Consider the following 24,152-nt stretch of genomic DNA (forward strand, 5'->3'; position numbering starts at 1 on the left):
CATGGCGACGAGCACACTGGCCGCAACTATGGGAAGATACATTTTCATCGTTCTCTCCTTCAAGCAGAATTGCTGAACAAGAGAAACCGCCGCGAGATCAACTAGTTCCAAAGATAATTAAGGTCTTTTCACGGCTTTTCCGCTATTATGCTTCAATCATTCCAGTAACGGCGTCTTTGGGGGATCGTCCTCCATACCTGATCTAACCGGCTTTCGCTGACCAGCCACTAGAGGAACGGTTTCGGCCCCGACGCGTTGCGATTGCGGGAGGTGACTATGCACCATGAGCCGGACAAAAGTATTTTCGACGCTCGCTGGCTGCTGGCCGTGCCTTTATCGCTTGCGCTCACCGTTATTGCTGCTGGTTTTATCCTGACTTGATTGGAACGTTCCTGCCTCAACACCGTTTGAACGAAAGTCGCGCTTCCCACCCGCGACAGAGGAGACTCCACTTCCTCGGCTTGCAAGCCCGCCACTTGTCCCCTCCGGTGGCGGGTTTTTTGTACCGGCTTGCTTTATGATAGAACAGCCCTATATCGGGGACATAGGCTGCACGCCGGCAGGAACGCTCGCCGAGATACGATGTAGGGTTTCCCCGAGCAGCAGCCGCATTTGCCTTGATTGATGGTGCGCCGACCACGAATGTACTGGCGGCGTACAAGTCTCAAGACCGAAGGGAAGCGGGCATTACGGCCCGCTTTTTTCTTGCGTATTTCAGCCAATCTCACCGCCGCGTGTCCTGACGGATGCGCGGGCTTTTTGTTGAGATGAACAAAACAGCCGGCCCCGCGTTTTGTCCGCAGGCGATGCCCGCCTTATGGAGAAAACCATGGACTGGAACCGCATCGAAGGAAATTGGAAGCAGGTTAAGGGCAAGGTCAAAGAGCAGTGGGGGAAACTCACCGATGATGATCTTGATCAGATCGCCGGCCGCCGCGATCAGCTTGAGGGCAAAATTCAAGAACGCTACGGTCTTGAAAACGACCGTGCAAAGCGAGATGTGGACGATTGGTTCGTTGGCAAGACTTGGCTTGTTTACCCCACCCGCTAGATTCTTTCTGGGAAACGAGATGTCCCGGCCGACGTATAAGCCAATGTGCCAGTTGTGTGTCAGGGTGTAGGCCCTCGCGCTCTGGCCGGGCGCCATTTGCGTCGAGACTTCTGGGCAACACGCTTCTCTGGAGAACGCATACTTGGTTCTCCCGTTGGAGCGTGTTGCCATCAATCAAAAGCCCGGGACTCCTCTCGCGTTACGGGGCGGTGCAGTCTTAATTGGTCATTGAAACTGTCCGTCGCCAGAACATTCGGCTCAGCCTAATCGCGCCATCGGGATCTCTTGGGTCGCGCTGATCCGGCAGAAACCTACGACGAAGCGGTCGCATCTTTTAGCGTCCCGCCCGATGGTGGAAGGCACATGAACCAGTTCGGCACGCCGAGCACAAACTCGCGCCTGATCACGACGAAACCAAGCGTCTCGTAAAAGGCTACGTTGATTGCCAGGTCAGTCTCCAGATAGGCTGTAACCGACAGCTCGTCCATGCGCCGGCAACAACGTGACATCAAGTACCGTCCGATGCCTCGCCGTCGGTACGCATGCCGCACGGCCAGCGGACCGATATGCCAGTGCGGACAAGTTGGATCGTTACGCGCCCACGCCCACAGCCAGCGGCTGATACACAGCAATCGGGAGGGTGGGTTGCTGGCCACGGCCATGCAGACAAAGCGCAGTCTATCCAACAGCGCTGGACGACAGCCGCCGGGTTCTATCATGCCCAGCACACCGACCAGTTCACCGTTCGCATATGCGCCCAGCACCTGCCCATTCGCCTCAATATAGGCGGTCAAGTGACGAAAAAGGCGCATCAGTCGCTTTTGTCTATGCTCCACGTCTGTGCCGAACACTGCGACGTGCAAGGGATTATCAAGCATGCCCTGGGCGAGGATGGCTGCCGCTTCTCGCAACTCTGCAGCGACCAGCGCTCTGATCTCAATGAACGGACCATCGTCGGACCGGTTGTTCGATGTCTCTCCTGCCATCATATTTTGGAGACCAACACTGTCTACGGCGTTTTCTTCGCCTTCGAAAGGCTTGGGATCAGGCTGGCGAGTTCCATCGGGAAGGGGAAGACAATGGTCGAGCTCTTCTCTCCGGCGATCACATTGAGCGAGCTGAGATAGCGCAGTTGCATCGCCTGCGGTTCCTTGGCCAGTATCTGTGCCGCCTCTAGCAGCTTTTGCGCGGCCTGCTGCTCGCCCTCGGCGTTGATGATCTTGGCACGGCGCTCGCGCTCGGCTTCAGCCTGGCGGGCGATCGCCCGGGTCATCGATTCATCGACATCAACATGCTTGATCTCGACATTGGCAACCTTGATGCCCCAGGCGTCGGTCTGCTTGTCGAGGATTGCCTGGATGTCGACGTTGAGCTTGTCGCGTTCGGCCAGCATCTCGTCGAGTTCGTGCTTGCCGAGCACTGAGCGCAGCGTCGTTTGCGCCAGTTCGCTGGTCGCCTGCATGTAGTTCTCGACCTGGATCATGGCCCTTTCTGGATCGATGACGCGGAAATAGATCACCGCACTCACCCGAACCGACACGTTGTCGCGGCTGATCACGTCCTGGCTCGGGACATCGAGGACGAGCACGCGCAGGTCGACGCGCATCATCTGCTGCACGAAGGGGACGAGCAGGATGAGGCCCGGTCCCTTGGTGCCGGTGAAACGGCCGAGCGTGAAGACCACGGCGCGCTCATATTCACGCAGGATCTTGACCGTAGAGCCTAGTATCCCCAGCAGAATGGCAACAAGCACGATGTAGAAGATCAAGTCGCCGAACATGTTATCCATGAGATTGTCCTCTCGAGATTAAGAGCAGTGTCATCTTTGTGGGCTTTCCGTCGCCGGGATTAGAGCAGCGGTGGTCTTGAGCGTGAGGCCGTCAATATCTTCGATCCGCACGGTCTGTCCGACTGTCAGAGGCATGTCGGCAACGGCCTTCCAGCGCTCACCATGGGCGAGAACATACCCAGCGTTTCCATTCCAGCTCAGGACCTCTGCGGCGGCGCCTATCATCTGTTCCTTGCCGGTGACCACCTTGCCGCGGCGCGAGGTGAAGGCCAGCCACGCCACCAGCAGCGACATCAGCAGGCTGGCAATCCCGACCGCGCCAAGCATCTGCCACGATATTTGGAAGCCTGGCACGTCAGTGTCGAACAGGATTGCCGCGCCAAGCACAAACGCCGCCGTGCCGCCAACACCCAGCACGCCGAAGGATGGGGTGATCGCCTCGGCTACCAGCAGCGCGGCCCCCAGGAAGACGAGGCCGACACCCGCATAGGTGACCGGCAGCACCGCCAGCGCGTAAAGCCCCATTACGAGACTGATGCCGCCGATGGTTCCTGGAACCAGCGCGCCGGGGTTCATGAATTCGAAGATCAGCCCGTAGATGCCGATCATCATGAAGATGAGCGCGACATTGGGATGGGTGATAACGGACAGGAAACGCGTGCGCCAGTCGGGCGCGACCTCCTCGATGGCGAGGCCTTGCGTGTCGAGCACCGTTTCGGCATGCCCGACGCGGACGCTCATGCCGTTTGCCTTGGCCAGCAGGTCATCGATGCTCGTGGCGGTGAAGTCAATCACGTTCTCGCGCGCGGCGTCGGTGGCGGTCAGGCTCGACGCCTCGCGCACTGCCTGCTCTGCCCAGTCGGCGTTACGGTCACGAATTTCGGCAAGTCCGCGAATATAGGCCACGGCGTCGTTGATCGCCTTGGCCTCCGAGGCATTGGCGGGCGCGGCTGGCTTGTCTTTTCCGGCCTTGCCACCGTCCTTATCCTGCTCACTCCCGAAGGGCAGGCCCCCACTCCCGCCAATTGCGATCGGCGTGGCAGCGCCCAGATTGGTGCCCGGCACCATCGCCGCCACATGGCTGGCATAGAGGATGTAGGTGCCTGCGCTTGCCGCACGTGCGCCCGAAGGCGTCACGAAGGAAGCGACAGGAACCGGGGAGGCGAGGATCTCGCGGATGATATCGCGCATGGAAGTGTCGAGGCCGCCCGGCGTGTCCATCCGCAGCACGACGAGTGTCGCCTTCCGCTCGGCCGCGCGTTGGATGCCCCGGACGATATAGTCAGCCGTCGCGGGACCGACGACGCCATCCAGCGTCAGGACGACAGCGACCCGGCTGTTCTGCGCGGACGCGGCCAAGCCGAAAATACCGAACAGCACCAGAAGCGCTGCCGCAAAGATGCGGACGGACCCGGACCCGAGGCAATTTCGCCACCAGCAAGCTGCTTTTGTATCGGTGTTCATGGTTCCCATATCCTAATCGCACGCACTTCCAAGAAAACACGCAGTAAAAAAATCCGGGTTCCTTTCATCGTCAAAAAGGATCCAATGCGAACTGTTCCATTCATAGGAGCCGTCTTCGCAGGGAAACTTCTAACGGCGACACGCCTCAAGCCTGGCCACATCTATGGTCTGAAGGATCCGATGTGGCGCGTCCCACGCCCGAAAGGGTGGAAGTCCGCAATCAGGGCCGAACAGCTGTGACCTCGATCTCGACCAGGAAACCCGGATTGGCGAGGCCGGCGACCTGGAACACCGAGCGAGGGCAGGTTGGGCTGCGCATCAGTGCCAAAAAACTGGGTGTAACCCTCCATGAAGCCGGTAAAGTCCATCTTGCCTTCCTTGTCGGGATCCCCAACCAGGAATACCTGCATCTTGATCACATCGCCCATCTTGAGGCCGAGACCGTCGAGGGTTTTGTCGATGGATTTGAATAGGGATTCCGTCTGGGTTTGGTGTCGCCATAGGCGGCTGTGGTGTTCTTGTCGGCGTTTTCATCGACGACAGAAGGAACGGCGCCGCTGACATAGACGGTGGTCTTTCCGGCCGGAACCTCCACCGCCTAGGCAATCGGAAAATCAGAATTGGGAATCTTGTGACGCACGACATCCTCGGCCAGTGCCGTGCTGGCAAAGGCCAGGGTGAGAATGAGCGTGGCGGCGCTGATCCGCTTGATGTGCATCGGTTTTTCCTTCTTTTGATCGCCGTCACGCTGCCGGCCGTCATCCCGATCAGGGACAATAGTTCTCGCGGGCTCATGCCGGCAAATGCCTTTTTCTGTTGCATTTTTTTAACTCCCCCAGTCGGCCGACGTGGACGGGCTCCATTCAAGCAACCCGCGGGCATCATTTTGGTTGCATTGTCGGGACGACGGCAAACTGACAGAGCAAGTGTGGCCCGATCCTGTACGGGTTCGGAAACGCGGTTCGAGAGCCAGCCAGGGCTTGGACTGCAAACCTCAACGCGCGACGCAGCCGGTCAGAACCAGCTCGGTGCGGCGTTGGTGCAAGGATAGGCCAGTGATGGTATGAGGGCCTCGCTCACGAGCTAACCGAGATTTGCATGCCGTTTAAATTCAACGCAGCGCGGCGTCATCACATTCCACGCGTCCGGTATCGGGTGACGAATTGGAGCGCCTATGACCGCGGCCTGATTTTGCGCGGCGATATCAGGATGTGGATTTCGGCTGAGGCGATTGAAGGGTGGCGCCCATCGTGTCGGAATACGCCCGGCGGTCAGCGCCGGTTCTCCAATCTGGCGATCGAGACAACGCTGATGCTTGGCGTTCTGGCCCGGTTTCCACTGCGCCAGACCGAGGGTTTTGTGCGCTCGCTTATGGCTTTGATGAACCTTGATCTGACCGTGCCCGATCATACGACTCGCAAGGCCCCTGTCCGAGCGCGTCCGCTGATCAAACTACAATGTCACTGAACCCTTTGATCGCATCTATGCACCAAAGCCCTGAACAGCGCCGATCACCCGAGCGCGCAAATCCTCTCCATATGAGCGAGACATTCGGACCTCCTGTCAGAAGGCCAAGACTCGCATCAAACCGCATCGGCGGGAATCCCTTTAATGAATCGGGAAGGACGAAAAATGCTCTAGACCATCAATTATGAGAGCTTCAGTTTTTCCAAAACTGTGGCCAGATCGGCCAATTTCGATTTGATTTCCACTTCTCTAAACCCTCCAAAACCTAGAACAAGACCGCTTCGGTCCGAGAGGCGATCTCTAAAATTAGAAAGTGGTTGTGAATAAATACCCGCCTTCTGAGCAGCAATGCTTATGGTTTTGTCGTCTGTGCCAAGGGGCAACCATCCAATGGTATTAATTCCGCTCTCTGGCACGTCGACCTCAAGCAAGCCAGACAGCATCCGTTTAGCTGTTTGGATAAAAATGTCTCTACGTTCGCCATATAATTCATGCATCTTTTTTATGTATGTAGTGAAATATCCTTCATCGATGAAAATCGAAAGTGTGGCTTGGTCCAAAGAAGACATACTTCTAGATAAAGATCCGATCGCAGTACGAAATGTCCCAATGAGATACTCTGGAATAACCATGTAGGCGATTCTTAGGGCCGGAAACAACGATTTGCTGAATGTTCCAACATATATAACGTTCTGAGAATCATCAATACTTCGCATTGAGGCGAGCGCGCGGCTGCTATAACGAAACTCGCTGTCATAATCGTCTTCAACAATCCAGCTATTATTCTTCTCAGCCCATGCAAGAAGCCTTAATCGTCGAGCAAGGCTAAGTGTGACTCCGAGCGGATGTTGGCGCGACGGCATAGTAAAAGCAATTCTCGCAGTGGAGTGGTGGCGAATTGCCCCGGATACGTCCATTCCTTCTTGATCAACGTCAATGCTCGCAACGTTGCGGCCCATTGCGCTTAGCATGATGCGTAGGTTCTCAGGCCCTGGATCCTCCAGCCAAACTTTGTCTCCCGGATCTGTGAGCAGCAGGGTAGCCAGATGGAACGCGAAATGAGCCCCGGGTACGATCAAGATATGTTCCGCATCGCAGTGGTCGCCTCGATGAACTGCCAAATATTCAGCGATGCTCCGACGCAAAGGAAGATGTCCAGCAGCATCTTCATATCCAAAGGACCACGCCATATTCTTCTTGATGTGGTTGTTTCGAATTTTCTCCCAACGGGCAAACGGGAACAAATCGTAAGCGGGCACATTGGGGAGGAATGCTATTCTTGACTGAAGTTCGAAATTTGCGTTCGATTTGGAAAATATAGAACCAACTAACGAAAGTGGCTTCTGCTTTAATTCAGATCGAGTAACGACATAAGTATTTGACGAGATGCGCGGCGGTTGATATATTTCAAGATCGCTTGAAACAAAAGTACCAGAACCGCGCTTTGCTTTCAAAAAACCTTCTAGCGCTAGGTATTCGTAGACTTGAACTATTGTTGGCCGAGATACTCCCAGATCGGCAGCCAGCACGCGCGACGAGGGCAGTCGCATCCCCGGCCTAATCGCGCCGGTCAAGACGGCATCGCGAATTTGCCCTTCAAGTTGCCTATAAATCGGTCTCGAATCTGAGCGAGCTAAATTAATAAATTGAAAACGTGTACTTTTTCTTTCAATTGTCATGAGAACGCACGTCTCTCAAAGGTCGGCTGGAAAAAAAGTCGTCCAATTATTCTTCCGGGTGTGAGAGGCTTCGGATGGCTCGAGCTCAAATCATTCATCGGGAGTATGCCCCCGGCTCAAGCGGTTACGCAAGCAAGTGAGGTGACGGGCGAGGGGTAGAGACCAGATGCCGTTGTCCAAATCGCGGGTCTTCGATCAAGCCTTATTGACATTATTCGATCGACAGCCGGTTGCGTTCGACCAGACAGCGGGTTGAAACACAGGATATTGTGCGAGGCGTAGTTTCATGTTGCGCCGCTGATTGACGTTTGCCGGGAGCACGGTTGTCTGCGCGGCCGATAGTTGATCATCGCATGATGACATTTCGCAGGAGGGACCTTCCAGTGCAATGGACGCGGTGCGAAGGTTGTAGACGTTCAACTGCAACAGAATCGGAGGAATGATGTGACCCACGTCCCTGCAGGGACGGTTCACTGCATCCGGTGAAGCGGACACGATTCAGAACGGGGGACCTACATCGCAACTCCCTTGGCTCCCAGGACCTCAGGCGATCTCGCTGGTCGACCTGACGAAAATTTCGCCAGTTGTTAGCGTTCTGTGCATTATGACGAATAGCTGGCGTGCCACAGTAACCGCAGCTCATTTGAAGCCGTCCCTCTCTGGGTTTCAATCCTCAGGTGCCAGCGAGCTGTCAACGGGCACAGGTCAAGATCACCGTAGCGGCCTCACAAAGGTGGTCCCGCAGATGACTGTCTCCACACAGCGAGATGTAGGGTGCGCGATCCTCATCCTAATATGGCGGCGAGTAAGGGATGGCTAAATTTGAAGGCCTTCCGAAAACATCTCTTTCAAAGTGGTATGCATATACACCGCGAATTGGTCAGAGTCAGGCGAGCCAATCGGGTATAACTTCTTCTCGCTACCGCAGGGAGAAGGCGGTTGACTGCGAACCATCGGGAGGAGCCACCAAATGAATAACGATATTTCTGGATGTTTAACCCAAATCGCTGCAAAGGATTTCAATCGACGTACCTTAATAAACGGCGTGGTCGCCAGCGGCGCGCTTGCTGCCGCCTCTCCATTTTTTATCCGGAAGTCATTAGCCAGTTCCGGGGAAGTGAATGTATTTGCTTGGGGTGACTATGTTCAAGCGAATATGATCGAGGCGTTCGAGAAAGAAACCGGTATAAAAGTCAACCTATCCACCTATGGCTCAAACGAAGAAGTCCAAAGCAAGCTTCGCGCCGCAGGAGGCAAGGGTTTTGATTTGATATTCCCCTCTGTGGATACGCGTCCCGAATATGACGAGGGGGATCTGCTCGCCGTAATTGATGAGTCACGTGTTAAGGTCGGGCAAATTCAACCTGCAATGTGGCGCAGTTCAGTGAGCCTGGGTGCTGTCAAGCGCGGCAAGCGTTATGAGATCCCCTTTAACTGGGGCACAGAGGGCATAACGTATGACAATTCCGCACACACCATTAAACCTGGAGAGCTATCCTTCGGTGACCTGTGGGTGGACGGCTTAGATGGCAAGGTCGCCGCCCGTCAGAAATCCATGATAATTGCGTTGGCCATCTACCTCGACTCTATCGGAAAAGTTTCGTCCGAGCGTGGGATGGACCTCTATAAGTCTGAGGCTGACATGCGACGCGTCCTTGATGGATGCCTGGAATTCTTGAAGCCACACAAGAAAAACATTGGGGCATTTTGGAACGACGCAACAGAAGCGACAACTGCCTTTACGGATTCTGGGTGCACCATTGGTCAGACTTGGGATACGACCGGTATCAAGCTGCACAACGAAGTGGACAGTAAGTGGGTGTATGCGGCACCGAAAGAAGGTGCACTTGGTTGGATGGACACGATGGCAATCCCGTCAGGCGCCGACAATATTGATCAGGCTTATGCACTGATCAACTTCCTGCTGACGCCGAAGATCGGAGGGATGCATGCCAACAATACGGGCTATAATTCCGCAGCAATTGACGCAGAAAATTTTGTTTCTAAAGAAAATAAAAAGGCCTTTAAATTGGCTTATCCGAAAGGCGCGATTGAAAATCTCTGGTGGTGGCCAATGAACACCCCTTGGTTCTCAAGTGTTCGTCAGGAGTACGTAGAGAGGATAACAACCTTATAAGCAAGAGAGATTCAATCTGGACTATTAGCGCAAAATCTGGCTCACTTGTGTGTAATAATTGAAATACGTAAGATGCGGTTTCATCCAGGGCTTGCAGACGCACTACGCGTGTCCAAAAGGACCCGGGCCGTACGGGGTATTGTTCCAATAAATAAGTGAGGTGTCGGGTCATGACGTATTTATCTCTGCGCCGGGATAAATTAGCGAAAGAACCATGCATAATCCCCTTAGGCATGGTGTAGAGTTATGCGAGGAATGGATATAGAGATACGAGATGTTTCTATACGATTTGGAGCGTTTACCGCTGTCCAACCGACTACTTTGAAGATAAACTCCGGTGAATTCTTCTCAATTCTCGGGCCATCAGGGTGTGGTAAGACAACCATTCTTCGCATGATTTCCGGGTTCTTGAGCCCCACCACAGGAGATATCTTCATTGGTGGACAAAACATGACAGGAGTCGGCCCCGACAAACGGCCTACCGCTTTGATATTTCAAAGCCTGGCACTGTTCCCGCTGATGTCGGTGTGGGAAAATATAGCTTTTGGTCTTGAGATGCGTGGTTGGAGCAAAAACAAGCGCCGAGATAGGGCGCAGGAGTTGCTTGACCTCGTCGCACTTAGTGACCAAGGCGAAAAGATGCCACATGAACTCTCCGGAGGCCAACGCCAGCGCGTCGCTGTTGCACGTGCATTGGCGGTTGAACCCGCAGTATTGTTGCTTGATGAGCCCCTATCGGCACTTGACCTGAAGCTACGCCAGCATATGCGCTCTGAGCTACGTCACATTCAGAGAAAGACTGGTGTGACGTTCGTTTATATCACCCATGATCAGGGTGAAGCACTGACGATGTCGGATAGGGTCGCCGTTATGAAGGCTGGCGTAATAGAGCAGGTGGATACGGCAGACCAAGTATACAACTCACCGGCTACGGCATTTGCGGCCACCTTCGTGGGGGCAAACAACGTTTTTCGGGGTAAAATCAAGGCTGCTTCGGGCGAGACGGCGACAATAGACACTCAATATGGCCCCCTGACAGGAAGCAACCCCCAGCAGCTCGAGGTTGGCAGTTATGCGAATTTATTTGTCCGCCCTGAAAAAATGACGCTCCTATCCGCAGACGTCGACGCGGAATTCTCGGTAGCTGTGAAATTTGAAAGACGCGATCTGGAAGGGCCTTATCTCAACCTGTTCTTTAGTCATAGCGGTGTCGGGTTCTCGGTCCACTTGACCAATCTGAACGCGCCGTCTCTGCATCCCGGCGACCAGTGCATCATTGGCTTTTCCGCACGTGACGCCTTGATTCTTCCTGCCGGAGAGATGGCAGATGCGTAATCTCTTGCGCTCTTTTGGTCCCTCAATGACCTCAATAATTTTACTACTGGTAGCCACCTGGATCATCGGCATGATTGTCGGACCACAATTGATCATGGTCGAACGATCATTATGGCACAAGGACCGGGGTGGTAAGGCCGCTGAGATTTCCGCCAAGATCGACAGATTGTACAACGAAGTTGAAATTTTATCGTTTGACCTCAGCGATGCGAAAGCACGCACCTCATCAATAGATCGCGACAAAGCAATTACCGATATTGACGTGAAAATCGGTGAAAAGAGGGCGTTGATCACCGATCTCGAAACTCATGAAACAACTCCAAAAAAAATATATGGGACACGCAATTATACGCTTATGGGAATGAGTCACTTCTTTATTTTCGTAAAGACAATCCTAGCATCCGTCGCCGTTACGGTGATTGCGGTTGTCGTGTGTTATCCCATTGCCTTCTACGTCGCTAAAGTGGCTCCGCCGGGCCAGGCGGTGATCATCATGCTCGGGTTAATCATCCCTTATTCAATCAATGAGCTGCTGCGCATTTTTGCATGGTTGATGATCCTTAATTACAACGGCGTAGCAAACGCTTTGATGGGTTTTTTCGGAATTAGTCCTATTCCGTTTCTCGAGAGTGGTGCTGGCGTCTTTATCGCCATGGTTTATGCGTATGTGCTGTTCATGGTATTTCCGATATACAATGCGGTGGAGACACTTAATACCGCGCAAATCGAAGCCGCCCGCGACCTAGGCGCACCAATGTGGCAAATTCATCGGCGTATCGTCCTGCCACACGCCAAGCCAGGAATAGCCGTTGGCTGCATCATGACTTTCATGCTGTCTGCCGGTTCTTATTCTGTTCCATACATCATGACGCGCGGCACAGCTGAACCTTGGTTCACGCAACTGATATACAACAAATTTTTTGAATCAGGTGACTGGAACGCGGGGTCGGCTTATGCCTTCACCTTGGTCGTCGCATGCGTACTATTTATCGCTTTTACGATGAAATTGTTCAAGGTTGGAGTCAAGGATATTGCACGATGAGTGCGCCCTACAACACCACTTATGGAAGTACTGGTCGAATCATTCTAAATATCTATTTAGTAATATTTTTCATCTATATGTTTCTACCGATGATCTTGATGGTGGCTGCAGGTTTCAATAATTTCTCGCCGCCCTCCGTTACAACTTGGCGAGGTTTTACGTTTAAGTGGTTCGGGGTTCTGGCCGAGGACACACGGATTTGGCAGGGGCTTGTCAATTCAGTTTTGATCGCTTCTTGCGTCATTCTCATCTCGATGCCTCTCGGGCTTGCCGGCGCGTTTCTGATCACCCGAATGGAATCGCAATTCAACGGTTTTCTATACGGGATTATGATGTCGCCAATTCTGATGCCAGGAATTATCCTCGGCATATCTACTCTTATTTTCTGGCGCGAAGGCGGTGTATCAGGGGGCTTATTTACTGCCACTATCGCCCAGGCCACCTATATCTCATCTTACACGATGTTGATGTTTATGGCTCGGCTTCAGCGACAAGACGTAGCTCTCGAAGAAGCGGCGGTCGACCTCGGAGCGTCTCATATTCAAGTGTTCAGGAGGATAATTTTACCATTTCTGAGGCCAACGATCCTGACCGCAAGCGTTATTGCATTCCTACAATCCTTCGAAAACTATAATACCACCATCTTTTCAATCGGCGGGTCACATACTCTTGTTACGGAAATAGGCTCCCGTATGCGCTTTGGCCTGAGCCCCATTATAAATGTCATCGGGATAATTTTTGTCAGCATTACGATAATATCCGCAATAATTTATACCGTCGCCCGAGAACGTGAAAAACTACGCGCGTCTGCAATCGCCGGCTGAGCTTAACCCAAAGAGCGATACGATATTAACATGAATATACTTTTTATCACCGCAGATCAGTGGCGCGGAGAGTGCCTGTCGGGACTGGGGCATCCCTATGTTAAGACACCCAACCTAGATAAATTGGCGGCCGATGGTGTCTCGTTCAAGCGTAACTTTGCTCAAGCAACACCTTGCGGCCCTTCCCGTGCCTGCATATACACTGGAATGTATATGCAGAATCATCGATCTGTTCTTAACGGAACTCCCTTGGATGCCCGTCATACAAACATAGCGATGGAAGCACGTAGAGTCGGCTATCGGCCGGTCCTTTTTGGGTATACAGACGTCAGCTTGGACCCACGTCAAGATGGCTCCGGCCTCGATACCCCTTTTGGGTATGAAGGCGTATTACCGGGAATGGAGCCGGTTGCCATTTTGACTTCCGATCAGAAGCTGTGGTTAGAAGATCTGGGGATAAAGGGGTATCAAATACCTGCTGATCCTTCTCGTATTTTCGAACCTCGGGAGGTAACTCCCGGTATGGAGAACATGGGCCGGACATATGCTCCTGCCCAGTTTAAGTCGGAAGACAGCAATACGGCATTCCTCGTAAATGAGGCAATCTCGTACATTTCCTCGAGTGGAACGTTGCCTTGGTTCGTACACTTATCAATTTACTCTCCACACCCACCCTTCGTTGTACCCGAGCCATTCAACGCATTTTTCGATGCGGGGGATATGCCACTGCCCGCTCGCAGGGCCACACCTGAAGAAGAGGCAGCTCAACACCCTTGGCTGAGCCACTTCATATTTGATCAGCGAGGTGCACCCTATACCTACGGAGCGGACTCCCGTGAAAACGCGTCCTTGTCGGATAACGAAGTTCGGCAGATTCGCGCGACCTACTTTGGCATGATCTCGGAAGTCGACGCACAAATCGGTCGACTGATTGATTATCTAAAACAGGTCGGGGCGTACGACGATACCTTTATTATCTTTACATCGGACCACGGCGAACAACTTGGTGATCACTGGATGTTTGCAAAATATGGCTACTTCGATCAAACGTTTCACACGCCCCTTATTATACGCGATCCAACTCATCGAGCGGATGCATCGCGCGGCACTGTCGTCGATGCCTTCACAGAGAGTGTCGATTTGATGCCAACAGTTCTGGATGCCATTGGTGTTGATATTCCAGTTCAATGTGACGGGCACAGCTTATTGCCATTTTGCCACAATATTCAACCATTGGATTGGCGGCAGGAGTATCATGCAGAATTTGACATAAGAAGCCCGTATGAAATCGATGAGGAGAGTCCTTTCGGGTTAGGTTTAAAACGATGCACGGTCAACATCATCTGCGGCGTGCGATACAAATACGTTCATTTTGCTGGGCTGCCGCCACTATTTTTTGACCACGCAGACGATCCGAATGAATTTCTTGATCGTTCCAAGGACCCTGCTTATCTCGAGAGAGTGCTTGAGTATACTCAGAAGATGCTCAGTTGGCGCATGGAGCACGACGACGCCGCGCTCACTGACTTGCATCTAACAGGCGCCGGAGTCATCCGTAATTTGCGCCTAAGTGTCGGCCCACAAACAGGCTAAATGATATCAACCGCTTGCGATTCCATGCGGTTGAGTTGATTCGACGAGGGCGTGGACGCGATGTGGACGAAGGCGAACCGCGGGAGATACAATCGGGATGGTCTGCGCTATCCGAGTGATTTGATGAACGCAGAATGGGGTCTGGTCGAGCCTTTGATTCGCCCGCCAAACACGGCGGTCGCAGGCGTGATGTCGGTGTGCGCGAGGGTACCAGCGCAGCCCCATTTTTTCAATTATTTTTCTCAATGTCTCGACATCGAGCGCTGGCGACGCCGGGCGCGATGTTGAGACCGACTCCAGCCTGTTGGGCCTATGCGCGCCGATATCTGTACGACGTTCAAATCGCTACCGGCTCGAAAGTCACCGAGGAAGCCTTGCGGCGCATTGCGGAATTGTTCGCGGTCGAAGCAAGCATCAAAGGCCGCGGCCCCGATCAGCGCCGCGATGTCCGTCAGCGGAAAACCGTCCCGCTTTCTCGGCGAACTGAAAACGTTCTTCGAGACAACGCTCTCGCTCATCAGCGGCAAAACTTCGCTGGCCAAGGCCATCCGCTACGCCCTGTCACGCTGGGAAGCACTCGTTCGCTTTACCACCGACGGCCATCTGGAAATGGAGAACAACGCCGCCGAGCGCGCCATCAGGCCGCTCGCCCTGGGACGGCGGAATTGGACCTTCGCCGGTTCTGACAGCGGCGGACAGCGCGCCGCCGCCCTTTACACAATTATCGAGACCGCCAGGATGAACGGCCTCGATCCCGAGGCCTATCTCGCCGATCTCATGGGCCGCATCGCCGACCATCCAATCAACCGTGTCGACGAGCTTCTGCCCTGGTCATGGCGCTCCACAGAGTGTCAAGCGCAAGCAGCGTGAACTGCGACTTGCGGTCATGATCGGACGCATACATGACACCGACGTCTACAAGCACCGAAACCGCATCGAGCGCTGCTTCAACCGCCTCAAACACTTTCGTCGGTTCGCCACGCGCTACGATCGCCGCACAACCCACCTCACAGGCTTCGTCCATCTCGCCGCCGCCATGATCTGGCTGCGCTGAATGTCGATTGGCTCTAATTATTTCAACGTCTCGTTATATACGAGCAGTGTCAGGGTGAAGCTGCTGAATAGGTAGAAACTGTTCTTCGGCGATCTCGGCTATCATGCCCGCATCGATGGCTCAAATATCTTCGACATAACCTGTCTGGCGCCGGACCCAGGACTGGACCAAGCGGTCGGCCAGTATGGCAAGGAAGGCGATCGACAGTCCGGCGACCAGACCAAGGCCGGCGTCGGCCTTGCCGAGTGCCACGTAAACCTGTTGCCCAAGATCGCGCGTACCGACCAGAGCGGCGATGGCCAGCATCGAAAGCGTTGCCATGATGGTCTGGTTCAGGCCGAGCATGACGACCGGCAGCGCCAGCGGCAACTTGGCCTGAAGCAAGGTTTGGGATGGCGTGGCACCCATTTGCTGCACCGCCTCCACCACGTCTGCCCGTACATTGCGCAGACCATGCTCGACATAACGGATGGGCGGCACGATGGCATAAAGCATGATGGCGATGAGGGCGGTGAACTCTCCGACCTTGAACAGCATCAGCGCTGGGATCAGGAATACGAATTGCGGCATGGTCTGCAGTGCGTCGCAAATCGGCTTGAGCAGGCCCGAGACGCGATCGCTGTGGGCGGCCCAGACGCCAAGCGCGCCGCCTATGGCCAGGCACAGCACCACCGCCAGCGTACTCAGATAGAGCGACTGGCCAAGCGGCGTCCATAAGCCGGCGAGCAGGATCAGCCCGAAGCCCGCACCGGCAAACAGCGCCAGCCCGGCTCCTGAAATTTGCCAGGCGAGCAGTATCATAGCCAAGATGAAGACAGGCCAGGGAAGGCCGGCAAAACCGACATAGAGCAGCAGGCCGATTGCCAGCACCGCGACCGCCGGTTGCCAGCCGAAGCGGCGCAGGAGAAAGGCGGCGCCGGCCAGCAGCAGCGTTGCGTAGGCAAGGCTCATGGGTAGCGTCAGGGAAAAGCCCCAGATCGCCGGTATAGCAGCACCCGAAATGCCGATCCTGAGCGGCAGGAACAGGCTGTAGAGCGCGCCATTGCGAATGTTGCTGAAGAGCCAGCCGTAATCGCGCACGATGCCGAGCAGCCACTGGTTGACGCCGCCCGCATGGCCACGCAACCCCACTTGCGGCAAAAGAGTTCCTTGCGGCCATAAAAGCCGTAACACGATCACCGTGACGGCCGCCAAAGCAAGCGCCGTCAAGAGGCGGCGCCGCGTCATCCACTGCATGGCCTGGGTCGGGCCGTACGGCCGTTCTTTGGCGAATCCCAGCGTCATGCGGTCGATCAGAATGGCTAGCAGGGCGATAACCAGACCCGACAACATGCTCTGGCCGAACTCGGCCTTGCGCATGGACGACAGCACCTCCCAGCCAATATCCTCGAAGCCGCCGATGATTGCCGCGATGATCACCATCGACAGCGCCGCCATCGTGGTCTGGTTGAAGCCGATGAGGATTTGCGGCAGCGCCGTCGGTATTTCCACATGCCAGAATTGCTGGCGGCGCGTGCAGCCGCTCATCAGGCCGGCTTCACGTATGTCGGCGTGGACTCGATCTAGGCCGAGCATCGTGTTGCGCACCATGGGCGGGGTGGCATAGATGGCGCTGGCGATAAGGCCCACCACCGGGCCGAAACCGAACAGCAAGAGCAAGGGGATGAGATAGGCGAAGGCGGGCACCGTCTGCATCAGGTCCAACATCGCGGAAAGAACAGGGCGTAACCGCTGGTATCTCCAGCCGAGCACGCCCAGCATGAAGCCGGCCGCGATGGACATCGGCACGGCAATCAGGACCAGTGACAGCGTGCTCATGCTCTGCGGCCAGTAGCCGACGACCAGCATATAGGCTAATGCCAGAATGGCGAAGAGAGCGAGGCGCCCGCCGCCGGCCTTCATCGCAAGCGCTGCGGTCGCCAGCATGACGGCGGGCCATGGCAGCCAGATCAGGCCTTGGCGCACGCTGCGCATCGGCCAGTCGAGCAGAGCCGAAACGGCGCGGAACGCAGGCTGGACCACCGGCACGACCGCATCGGAGACGACATTGATGCCCGCCGCTAGCGGCAACGTCCAATCCGTGGGAAAATTCACCAGCCACGGAAATCGCGCTTTCAACGCAAGGCAGGCTGCTGCGAAAGCCAGAAGCGCGCACCAGGCCCATAGGCTACCCGCAACCACCAAATACGATGTGGCCCGTCGCGGGTTGCCGGCGCTGGTCGTCGCCGTCATGCCCTTGTCCGTCGCGGGTTCCCCCGCTCCAGTACGGCCAGGACATCGCCGGCCTCGATCACCCTCGGCGCTTGCCCGGCCTTGCCGGTAACGCCGAAAGCACGGCATCCCGAGAGAAGCCTCGGTACTAGTTCCTCGATGCTGATATCGGCGGGAACGCTTTCTTGTGGGATCGTACCGCTCGCAGGTCGCGCCAGATCGCCCGCCTTGATGACGCGCAGCAGCGGCGTGTCCTCGGTGAACTGCGCCACGTAATCGTCGGCGGGATTGAGCACGATGTCGACGGGGCGGCCGATCTGCACGATCCGGCCGGCGCGCATAATGGCCATGCGGTCGGCCAGCCTGAACGCCTCGGCCATGTCGTGCGTGATGAAGATGATCGTCTTCTTCAAGAGGCGTTGCAGTCGCAGAAATTCTTCTTGCATCTGCCGCCTTATCAACGGGTCGAGTGCGGAGAAGGGCTCGTCCAGAAACCACAATTCCGGCCCTACCGCCAGCGAACGGGCAATGCCGACCCGCTGTTGCTGGCCACCGGAAAGCTGGTGCGGAAAAGATGCTTCGCGGCCTTCGAGGCCGACGAGCACAATCATTTCCCTGGCGCGGGCTTCGCGCTCCTTGAGCGGCCGGCCCTGTATCTTGAGCGGAAAAGCGACGTTGTCGAGTGTGCTCAGATGTGGCAGCAGGCCGAAATTCTGGAACACCATGCCCATGGCGTGGCGGCGCAGTTCAATCAGATCCTTCGGCGTCGCCCGGGCCAAATCCTGCCCGTCAAGCAGGATTTCCCCCGCATTCGGTTCGATCAGCCGCGAGAGGCAACGCACCAGCGTCGACTTGCCGGAACCCGACAACCCCATGATGACGAATATCTCGCCGGCCGCGACTTCGAAACTGGCATCGGCCACCGCCGGGATATGACCCTCCGAGCGCAGCCGCTCGCCAAGCCCATCTGGATCGATGACATAGCCCCGGGAGTCGAAATAATAGGCGGGGCGCCGCCCGTAGACCTTCCAGACGTTACGGCAGGAAAGCTTGATCGGCGGCGCCTCGCTGTTCATGGCATACAGTCTCCCTGAATTTTCGATTGGCAACAGGCTACCATGTCAATCTGGGAACTCACCCCTTGGCCGCGTCCACCCACGGTTTCCAGACGGCTTCGTTGTTGCCTAGCCATTCCTTGACCACGGTATCGATATCCTTGCCCTGCTTGTCGATGGCCAGCATCATCTTCTGCTGCTCGGTGGCATCCATCGTGAAGGCCTTCAGGAACGCATAGGCGGCCGGCCATTTTTCGCCGAAGTCCGACCAGACGACCTTGTCGACATCAGGGGGCGTTATGCAATGCTCGTTGTTCTGTTCCTTGCAGGGCGGCATCTTCACCCAGCCTACATCGTTTTCGGCCAGGGCATAATGGGGCCCCCAGAACATCATGATCAGCGGCGTCTTGGCGGCTTCGGCAGCCTCCAGTTCCGCCACCAGCGCGCCTTCTGAACCGGATGGAACCGCGACATAAGGCAGGTCGTTGTCGGCAAGGATGGTTGCTGCGCGCGAACCCCAGTCCGCCGGATAGTCAAGGAAGCGTCCGCTGGGCGCGGTTTCCGGCGTCGACAGCGCCTGCACGCAGTCCGGCTTTTCCAACGCAGTCCAGTCGGGAAGGCCGGGGCAGACCTCTTCCATGAACTTCGGATAGAGCCAGCCTTCCTCGGTTTTCAGCTTGAGCGAACCAATGTCCTCGATCTTCTTCTCGGCCAGCACCTTTGGAAAGATGTCGCCGACATTGTTCAGCCATATCTCGACCGAGGCGCTGAGTGTGCCATCGGCCAGGCCCAAAAAGTGCGGGAAATTGCCGGCGGTCACATATTCGACCTTGTAGCCGAGCTTTTCCAGCAACTGTCCGGCAATGTGCGTGGAGATATGCGCGCCGGTCCATTCCAGCATGGCGAGCTTGATCGGCTCGTCCTTGACACCAAGTTCGGCCGCCTGCCCCGGTGCGGCGGCGGCAAGCAGCAGCGCCAGCCCGATGCCGGCGCCTTTCACGATAGTCGATTTCAACATGGCCATTCCCCTGTCGGTTTGACTTTCACTCGTCTTCGCCCTGACCTCCTCCCGTGAAGGCCGAACCTCTGAGCAGACACGCTACCAGAGCGCGCCGCCGGTAATCTGGATATTCTCCATCGTAATGCCCTTGGCTGCATCCGAACACAGGAAGGCGGCAAGGGCTGCGATTTCCTCCGGCTGCATCATGCGGCCTTGTGGATTGGCTTTGCGGAATTCGTCCATCAGGTCTTCGGCGCTGCGCCCCTTGCCCTCGCGCTCAACGACTTGCGCCACGTTGCGGCGCATCAATTCCGTCTCCACCCAGGTAGGGCTGATCATGGTGCAGGTGACGCCATGCGCGGCCCCCTCCAGCGCCACACAACGGGTCAGGCCGAGCAGGCCGGCCTTGGACGCGCAATACGCAGGGTTGTCCTTCCAGCCGACCGTGGCGGCGGTCGATCCGATATTGACGATGCGCCCCCAGCGGCGTTCGATCATGCCGGGCAGCAGGGCGCGGATGACCCGGAACGCGCCGGTGAGGTTGGTGTCGACGATCTTCTCCCATAGCTCGTCGGAATGGCCGCATACCGGCTGCTCGGCGGTCGTGCCGGCGGCGTTGACGAGGATGTCGGCCGGCCCAATGGACGCTACCGCGTCTGCCACGAAGCCTGCGGTCGCTTCGCTGTCGCGCACATCCAGATGCGCGGCGTGGATTTTTGTGCCGTGGGCAGAAAGGGCCGCCCCTACCCGCTCGATTTCGTCGGCACCGGGATAGTAGGCCGCATCGGTCCGGGTCGCACCGGCAGGCGCGACATAGGAGCCGACGGCGACATTCGCGCCGGCCTTGGCGAGCGCGGTGGCGATTGCAAAGCCCATGCCGGAAAACCCACCAGTGATGATGGCGCTACGCCCGGAGAGATCGGTCATTCGTGAAAACCTCCGTATGTCGGACCTCCACGGCGAGAAACGCCGAGATCACACCGCAAGATAGCCTCCATCGACCACCATTTCGGAACCGGTGACGAATTTCGATTCATCCGAGGCGAGGTAAAGCACCATGTAGGCGATGTCGTTGGGTTCGCCGAGGAAGCCGATGGGATGGCGCGACAGCGCCCTGGCTTTTTCTGCCTCCAGCTTGCCGAGGTCGCGAAGATAATTTTCCGTCTGCGGCGTCCAGATGTAGCCTGGATGGATCGAATTGCAGCGGATGCGATAGCCCTTTTCCGCACAGTGCACGGCGACCGCCTTGGTCAGCGTGCGCACCCCGCCCTTCGATGCGCAATAGGCGGCAAGATCGGCTTCGCCGATAATGCCGTCGATGGACGAAAGGTTGATGATCGAGCCGCCGTCGCTCTTTTTCATCAGCGCGATGCCCTGCCGGCAGCCGAAAAACACGCCGTCCAGGTTGATGGCCATCGTGCGCCGCCATTCCTCGAGCGTCGTTTCCTCGATGTTCTTGGCGACCGCAATGCCGGCATTGTTGACCAGCACGTCGAGCCGCCCGAACTTTTCCTCAATCGCCGCCATGACGCGCGGCCAGTCTTCCTCCTTGGCGACATCGTGATGGATATGCAGGCTGGACGCGCCCATCCCCTCGACCAGTTCGGCCGTCTGCCGCGCGGCGCCCTCATCGATATCGGTCACGACAACAGCCGCGCCCTCGCCTGCCAGCAACAACGACGACGCCCGCCCGAGGCCCATGCCGGCCCCGGTGACGAGCGCCACCTTACCCTGTACGCGATTCACGCCATCAACCTCCTTGGAGCGGCTTCCCCAGCCAGTCGCGATAGAACCCCTCAAGGTCCGGCTCAAAATCGTGGACGATCGGGTAACCGGGCGCGGCGGCCTCCACCTCATGCAGCGTTCCGCATTCCGGGCAGATGAATTCGCGGATTTCCATCCAAGCCGGATCGGGTATGTCGCTGTTCGGATAGATTTCGCGCAGGCTCTCCTCGGTATCGCGCACGTTGATCGCCGCCTGCAGCTTCCAGTTCTTGCGATAGTCGCCGAAGGAATGGCCGCATTCACATTTGGTCACCCGCTCATCGCCGCTCTGGCAGATGAACAGATGGTCGCTGACTGGCAGCAGGATCGGGTCATGCCAGCCAACGCGGTCCTGCAGCACGGCGACATATTTGAAGAAACGGTCGTCATCCTTGTAGGCGCTCATAATGCGCTTGGTCTGCTGCCAAGGCAGCTTGCCCGCCACCAGGTCGCCGATCACTTCCTTGCTGTATGAAGTCATATCCGGTCACTCCACGCTGAAAGCCGACTTGCCGTCGACATTCCAGAAATCGGAAAAGTCCTTGGTGAAACGCGCCGAAAGCTTCATTGCGCTCGCATACATCCTGCGCACTTCCGGCGCGAAATCGGCCTTTTCGACGCGCCCTCGCTCACCGGCGATCCACTCGGATACCGGCACCGCTTTGGCCAGACGGTCCTCCCGCATTTCACTGCGGCGACGGCCCGTGGCCTCCAGGTCGGCGCGCGGGTAACCGTCCTCGTCGTCGTTCAGCACGATGCCGAACACGTCGTGTGCAGCTTGCGTGGTCAGGAACCCGTTTTCGACATCTATGGCCGTCTTGAGTGGGTCGCGTTCCAGCACATCGCCATAACCACCGCCGCCATTGTAGGAATGGCTGAAGATGTCGCCGGCCTTGTGCGGCGCGGTGATGTAAGGCCCCTCGATCGTCGTGTGCTCACCTCCGAAACGCAATTCAAGGTCCGAGCGATAGGGGTTGGTGCCCGGCGCATGCGCCAGCGGCGCTCGCTTTTCGGCAAGCTCATGGATGTTGCTGTTGCGCACGGCGTGGTGCTTCTGGCAGGTCGGAGCCGGATAGCCGCCACACAAGCCGCCATTGTCGAAGACGCGGGAGGAATGCTCCGACGTGACAAGACGCAAATGATCAGTCTTGTTGATGACCCAGGTCGAGACAAACGAGCAGCCGCCGCGATATTTGCCGGCGCCGCCGGAATTGGCGACGATGGAGCGGCCGATATAGACCATCGGCATCGACTGTTCCCAGACCTCTATATTGCCCATGTCGCTTTCCGGATTCCAGCCGACATAGGCGGTATCGAGCCCGTCCTTGATGGCCAGCGCTCCCGAGCCTGCCGCGGCGCACTCGAAATGCGCCATGCCGAACGGCGTGCCGTACTGGCTGGTGCCGCCCATCTCGATCATCGGGCTGTTGACCTGGCCAACGAAGGCCTCCTCGACATAGCCGCGCGCGATGAAGGAGCGCGACAACAGCCGCTGGAACACGCCATAAGCCGGAAGCAGCAGCGCCCACGACGTTGCCGTCGCCACCATTTCGTTGTCGGGATTGGTCCAGGTGCCGTAGGGCAGCTTGGTGTGGGTCGCCATCCAGGCCCCGTCATTGACCAGGCCCTCGAAATTCATGTGCTGCGTTAGCGTCACGAACATGCCACCGTCCATCCCGGCCGGCGTGCAGTTCATCGAGTGGTAGCCCCAGGGCTGGGTGCCCTCGAAGTCCATGATGATGGTGCCGTCTGTGGTGATCTCCATCTCGATAGGAATGTTGTAGAGCCAATCTGGCTCGCCCAGCGGCTGGTAGCCGGGCTTGCCCTTGGTAACATGGCCATAGAAGGTGTGGCCACGGTAAATGCCTGGCACCGTGAGTTGACGCGTGCGGGCAAGCTGGGCACGTCGACCTTCCTCGATGAATTCCTTCGACACCTTCATCCAGTAGTCGAGGCCAATCTCGTCGATCAGCGCCTTTACGCTTTCGCGCATGTCGATGCAGGAGGCTACCTTGGCCTTCTCGTCCAGCACCCAGTAAATGGGCATGCGCAGGTTGCGCTCGCAGCGGATGACATAGTCACGGCGGATCTCGTCGTTCTCGCCGATCTTCTCGGCGCAGACGAACAGGCCCTCGGTGAAGCGCTCCTGCGCCAGCGCCACGTCGCCGCCGGGCGTGATGCCGCCCGCCTCCAGTTCGTGACAGACCGCCCCGGCCCAGCCGACCAGCGTTCCCTCATGGAAGATCGGCACCACGTCCATGACGTCGGGAACCTGCACCGTGCCGATGAAGGCGTCGTTGTTGGCGAAGATGTCACCATCGCGGATTTGCGGGTTCTTCTCGTAGTCGTTCTTAATCATCCATTTGATGAATCGGCTCATCGTGTGAACGTGCACCATGATGCCATTGGAAAGCGCGATGGCGTCGCCTTCGGGCGTGTAGATGGCCACCACCATTTCGCCGACCTCACGCACACCTGGAGAGGCCGAGATGCGGCGGGCCATTTCGCGGGCAGACACGCAGTAGGCGCGCAGCTTGGTGTGCAGCGTCTCGAACTTTAGCGGGTCCTGGTTGCGCAGGCTCAGTTCCGTGATGCCGTCGTAGCAGCCGGTGTCTTCCATCAGCCGTTCGGATTCGAGCAGCCTATCGTGAAGGCCCAGCGCCGAGGCAGGTTTGTCCAGCATGTTG

At 56.7% G+C, this 24,152-nt stretch carries 21 protein-coding genes and 2 pseudogenes; 12 read left to right on the top strand and 11 right to left on the bottom strand.

The features are described from left to right. Window positions 1-829: 829 nt before the first annotated feature. Complete coding sequence (locus tag ACX3P0_RS23455; protein ID WP_459092407.1) at window positions 830-1,051, top strand: CsbD family protein; 222 nt, start codon at window positions 830-832, stop codon at window positions 1,049-1,051. Between the two features lie 311 nt (window positions 1,052-1,362). On the opposite strand, the gene ACX3P0_RS23460 is transcribed toward ACX3P0_RS23455, so the two are convergent. From ACX3P0_RS23460 to ACX3P0_RS23470, 3 genes are read right to left on the bottom strand one after another with little or no spacing between them, the layout of a single operon-like run. After that, entirely contained in the window at window positions 1,363-2,040 is a 678-nt protein-coding gene (locus tag ACX3P0_RS23460; RefSeq protein ID WP_459092409.1) for a GNAT family N-acetyltransferase, read from the bottom strand. A 20-nt stretch (window positions 2,041-2,060) separates the two neighbouring features. Further along, on the bottom strand, window positions 2,061-2,840 hold the full coding sequence (locus ACX3P0_RS23465; protein WP_459081986.1) for a slipin family protein: 780 nt from the start codon (window positions 2,838-2,840) through the stop codon (window positions 2,061-2,063). 30 nt (window positions 2,841-2,870) lie between these two features. Then, a complete protein-coding gene (locus ACX3P0_RS23470; RefSeq protein ID WP_459081985.1) occupies window positions 2,871-4,304 on the bottom strand; it encodes an NfeD family protein in 1,434 nt (477 codons plus the stop codon). A 266-nt stretch (window positions 4,305-4,570) separates the two neighbouring features. Between ACX3P0_RS23470 and ACX3P0_RS23475 the strand changes: the two genes are divergently transcribed. Together ACX3P0_RS23475 and ACX3P0_RS23480 are read left to right on the top strand one after the other, a co-directional pair. Next, window positions 4,571-4,777 (top strand): hypothetical protein, encoded by a 207-nt coding sequence (locus ACX3P0_RS23475; protein WP_459092411.1) that lies wholly within the window; start codon window positions 4,571-4,573, stop codon window positions 4,775-4,777. Window positions 4,778-5,402: 625 nt separating this feature from the next. Continuing rightward, on the top strand, window positions 5,403-5,771 hold the full coding sequence (locus ACX3P0_RS23480; RefSeq protein WP_459092413.1) for a transposase: 369 nt from the start codon (window positions 5,403-5,405) through the stop codon (window positions 5,769-5,771). A gap of 182 nt (window positions 5,772-5,953) precedes the next feature. On the opposite strand, the gene pdxR is transcribed toward ACX3P0_RS23480, so the two are convergent. Beyond that, entirely contained in the window at window positions 5,954-7,450 is a 1,497-nt protein-coding gene (pdxR, locus tag ACX3P0_RS23485; protein ID WP_459092415.1) for a MocR-like pyridoxine biosynthesis transcription factor PdxR, read from the bottom strand. Between the two features lie 970 nt (window positions 7,451-8,420). Between pdxR and ACX3P0_RS23490 the strand changes: the two genes are divergently transcribed. From ACX3P0_RS23490 to ACX3P0_RS23530, 9 genes and pseudogenes are all read left to right on the top strand, one after another. Then, complete coding sequence (locus ACX3P0_RS23490) at window positions 8,421-9,587, top strand: extracellular solute-binding protein (RefSeq protein WP_459092417.1); 1,167 nt, start codon at window positions 8,421-8,423, stop codon at window positions 9,585-9,587. Between the two features lie 246 nt (window positions 9,588-9,833). After that, entirely contained in the window at window positions 9,834-10,922 is a 1,089-nt protein-coding gene (locus ACX3P0_RS23495; protein ID WP_459092419.1) for an ABC transporter ATP-binding protein, read from the top strand. Next, the gene (locus ACX3P0_RS23500) at window positions 10,915-11,964 is read left to right on the top strand and encodes an ABC transporter permease (protein ID WP_459092420.1); all 1,050 of its coding nucleotides are present in this window, start codon (window positions 10,915-10,917) and stop codon (window positions 11,962-11,964) included. Before ACX3P0_RS23495 ends, ACX3P0_RS23500 begins: the two co-directional genes overlap by 8 nt. Next, window positions 11,961-12,788 (top strand): ABC transporter permease, encoded by an 828-nt coding sequence (locus ACX3P0_RS23505; RefSeq protein WP_459092421.1) that lies wholly within the window; start codon window positions 11,961-11,963, stop codon window positions 12,786-12,788. The genes ACX3P0_RS23500 and ACX3P0_RS23505 overlap by 4 nt, the downstream gene beginning before the upstream one ends. 30 nt (window positions 12,789-12,818) lie before the next feature. Further along, window positions 12,819-14,381, top strand: coding sequence for an alkaline phosphatase family protein (locus ACX3P0_RS23510; protein WP_459092422.1), 1,563 nt, complete (start codon window positions 12,819-12,821; stop codon window positions 14,379-14,381). Between the two features lie 60 nt (window positions 14,382-14,441). Beyond that, window positions 14,442-14,591, top strand: a pseudogene (locus ACX3P0_RS23515) (IS5/IS1182 family transposase); the annotation flags it as partial. A gap of 71 nt (window positions 14,592-14,662) precedes the next feature. After that, window positions 14,663-14,785: pseudogene (locus ACX3P0_RS23520) on the top strand (IS66 family transposase); the annotation flags it as partial. A 40-nt stretch (window positions 14,786-14,825) separates the two neighbouring features. Continuing rightward, on the top strand, window positions 14,826-15,251 hold the full coding sequence (locus ACX3P0_RS23525; protein WP_459092433.1) for an IS66 family transposase: 426 nt from the start codon (window positions 14,826-14,828) through the stop codon (window positions 15,249-15,251). Further along, a complete protein-coding gene (locus ACX3P0_RS23530) occupies window positions 15,190-15,435 on the top strand; it encodes a transposase (RefSeq protein ID WP_459082350.1) in 246 nt (81 codons plus the stop codon). Before ACX3P0_RS23525 ends, ACX3P0_RS23530 begins: the two co-directional genes overlap by 62 nt. Before the next feature lie 120 nt (window positions 15,436-15,555). Here the strand turns inward: ACX3P0_RS23530 and ACX3P0_RS23535 are convergent, their stop codons facing one another. The 7 genes from ACX3P0_RS23535 to ACX3P0_RS23565 all read right to left on the bottom strand — a co-directional run bounded on the left by ACX3P0_RS23535 (window position 15,556) and on the right by ACX3P0_RS23565 (window position 24,148). After that, window positions 15,556-17,667 (bottom strand): ABC transporter permease, encoded by a 2,112-nt coding sequence (locus tag ACX3P0_RS23535; protein ID WP_459082349.1) that lies wholly within the window; start codon window positions 17,665-17,667, stop codon window positions 15,556-15,558. Then, window positions 17,664-18,722: a quaternary amine ABC transporter ATP-binding protein gene (locus ACX3P0_RS23540; RefSeq protein ID WP_459082348.1), complete on the bottom strand. Its 1,059-nt coding sequence runs from the start codon at window positions 18,720-18,722 to the stop codon at window positions 17,664-17,666. Before ACX3P0_RS23540 ends, ACX3P0_RS23535 begins: the two co-directional genes overlap by 4 nt. Window positions 18,723-18,780: 58 nt before the next feature. After that, on the bottom strand, window positions 18,781-19,719 hold the full coding sequence (locus ACX3P0_RS23545) for an ABC transporter substrate-binding protein (RefSeq protein WP_459082347.1): 939 nt from the start codon (window positions 19,717-19,719) through the stop codon (window positions 18,781-18,783). 81 nt (window positions 19,720-19,800) lie between these two features. Continuing rightward, entirely contained in the window at window positions 19,801-20,628 is an 828-nt protein-coding gene (locus ACX3P0_RS23550) for an SDR family NAD(P)-dependent oxidoreductase (RefSeq protein WP_459082346.1), read from the bottom strand. Window positions 20,629-20,676: 48 nt separating this feature from the next. Then, window positions 20,677-21,447, bottom strand: coding sequence for a glucose 1-dehydrogenase (locus tag ACX3P0_RS23555; RefSeq protein WP_459092423.1), 771 nt, complete (start codon window positions 21,445-21,447; stop codon window positions 20,677-20,679). A 4-nt stretch (window positions 21,448-21,451) separates the two neighbouring features. Beyond that, window positions 21,452-21,946 (bottom strand): acetone carboxylase subunit gamma, encoded by a 495-nt coding sequence (locus ACX3P0_RS23560; protein WP_459092424.1) that lies wholly within the window; start codon window positions 21,944-21,946, stop codon window positions 21,452-21,454. A gap of 6 nt (window positions 21,947-21,952) precedes the next feature. Continuing rightward, window positions 21,953-24,148 carry a hydantoinase B/oxoprolinase family protein gene (locus ACX3P0_RS23565; RefSeq protein ID WP_459092425.1) on the bottom strand — a complete coding sequence of 732 codons (2,196 nt, stop codon included), beginning with the start codon at window positions 24,146-24,148 and terminating at the stop codon, window positions 21,953-21,955. Window positions 24,149-24,152 lie beyond the last annotated feature (4 nt).

The organism is Mesorhizobium sp. A556 (genome assembly GCF_054489545.1).